The organism is Spirulina sp. 06S082 (assembly GCF_034932145.1).
Lineage (GTDB): Bacteria > Cyanobacteriota > Cyanobacteriia > Cyanobacteriales > Spirulinaceae > CCY15215.
Genome location: NZ_JAYGHV010000258.1, coordinates 1 through 1,882, shown reverse-complemented (window position 1 = coordinate 1,882; position 1,882 = coordinate 1). Strand labels below are relative to the sequence as shown.

At 45.6% G+C, this 1,882-nt stretch carries 4 protein-coding genes; 3 read left to right on the top strand and 1 reads right to left on the bottom strand.

Annotated features, from left to right (window positions below):
* Both xseA and xseB read left to right on the top strand, forming a co-directional pair.
* Positions 1-991: exodeoxyribonuclease VII large subunit (gene xseA, locus VB714_RS15405; protein WP_323225519.1), on the top strand; the 991-nt coding region annotated here is incomplete at its 5' end.
* The gene (xseB, locus tag VB714_RS15400) at positions 966-1,196 is read left to right on the top strand and encodes an exodeoxyribonuclease VII small subunit (protein WP_323225518.1); all 231 of its coding nucleotides are present in this window, start codon (positions 966-968) and stop codon (positions 1,194-1,196) included. The genes xseA and xseB, both read left to right, overlap by 26 nt.
* Positions 1,197-1,232: 36 nt before the next feature.
* On the opposite strand, the gene VB714_RS15395 is transcribed toward xseB, so the two are convergent.
* On the bottom strand, positions 1,233-1,613 hold the full coding sequence (locus VB714_RS15395; RefSeq protein WP_323225516.1) for a hypothetical protein: 381 nt from the start codon (positions 1,611-1,613) through the stop codon (positions 1,233-1,235).
* A 57-nt stretch (positions 1,614-1,670) separates the two neighbouring features.
* Between VB714_RS15395 and VB714_RS15390 the strand changes: the two genes are divergently transcribed.
* A partial coding sequence (locus VB714_RS15390) for a hypothetical protein (RefSeq protein ID WP_323225514.1) occupies positions 1,671-1,882 on the top strand: 212 nt, incomplete at its 3' end.

Genomic DNA, 1,882 nt, shown 5'->3' with positions numbered 1-1,882 from the left:
GTTGGGAAGTCTGCGACTGTACCCCAAACGAGGGGAATATCAACTCAACGCAGTGCAAGTGCTTCCGGCGGGGGAAGGACTACAGGCCTTGCAATACAAACAACTGCGATCGCGCCTCGAAAACGAAGGACTTTTCGACCTCGAGAGAAAGCAATTACCCCCACATCCTCAAATCATTGCTGTGGTCACTTCTCCCACCGCCGCCGCATGGGGGGACATTCAACGCACTCTCAAACAGCGCTATCCTGGCTTACAAGTGCTGTTATCCGGGGCGATCGTACAGGGGGATTTAGCCCCCGCATCCATTGTGAAAGCCTTAAAACGGGTGGAAAGAGACGATCGCGCCGAATTAGTGATTGTGGCGCGGGGAGGTGGGGCGACGGAGGATTTAAGCTGTTTTAATGATGAACGGGTGGTGAGGGCGATCGCGGAGTGCGATCGCCCAGTAGTGACGGGAATTGGACATCAACGAGATGAGTCCCTCGCGGATCTTGTTGCGGACTTTAGCGCCCATACTCCCACTGCTGCGGCAGAAGCAGTGGTCCCTGACTCGCAACAATTGCAAGAAAACCTGCATCGCTGCAAAATGGGCTTATTGGAGTCGGTCAAGGAAAGATGGAGTATTGAACAAAAACAGCAAAAACAGCGCCAAGAAGCCTTTTTAACTGCCATTGAGGAAAGATTTGCCGAAGAACGCGATCGCCTGCAACAATTGAAACTATATCTCAGCAACTTTCCCGATCGCGCTTTGACTCTGCAACGCATCTTTTCTCATCAGGAACTCTTAAAGGAAAAGCTGTCCGCCCTCAATCCTCAAGCTGTCCTCGATCGCGGTTATGCTGTTATTAGAAATCAAGCAGGAGTCATTATCCGTAACCCTTGGGATTTAGACGGCGAGGTGGAATTAATTGTACAATTGGCAACAGGACAACTCAACGTAAAAGTTACAGAAATTCCCAAAGTGGATGACAAAAAAGCCCGTGACGAATAAGCCAGAATGGAACTACGAAGAAGCCGTCGCCGAAATCGAAGCGATCGCGGCACAAATTGAGTCGGGGGCTTTGCCCTTAGAAGCTGTTTTTACACAGTTTGAAGTGGCGGTTAAACAATTACGTCAATGCGAAACCTTTTTAAATCGCGGTAAAGAACGTATGGACTTATTAATCGAAACTTTGGAAGATGACCCTGATTTCTGATAGTTGTGAGTTAATATTTATAACTAACTTTTATCACTAACCTGCTTGAGAGAGTAGTTGGTTTAAGATTCGTTGTCCATTGGGACTAAAAACTTGCACGCGAATAGTTCCAGGATCGTTGGGTTGCCAAGCAACTTGATACCGATAGCCTCCATTGTTCCAAGTCATTGTACGGCGATTGCTATTTCCGCCAAAAGTTGCTCCGCTTAATGTAATCGAATCCCCCGTATTTTTGTTATTTCCTTCGTAAAAATAAGCATTGTTAATATAACTAATTCTGACGAACCATGTATTGTTAACAAATGTACCAACTGGGGCAGAAACTTGAGCGATCGCGGAAGGGGCGATCGCGGTACTGGCGATCGCGGGAACGGATAAACCAAGGATGGAAGCGAGAAGAAATGCTTTAATGTTCATTTTACTTGACATAAATCGCAATTAGTGTATTTCGATCATAGCAATTGTTTTTAGAAAGTGGCAAGTTCTTTTTGCCTTAATCTACCTTTGACTTTTCGGCGATCGTCAAACCAAATCAGCGATCGCACTCCAGAATTTTATTCAGATATAAAAAAGCCCTCCCAAAACCGAAAGGACTTTATTAACTCGAATGAGTTTGGACTGAAGCCAAAATCAATGATTTCAGAAGCAACAATTTTCTTGAAAATCGCTGGCTATAAATCTCCTTT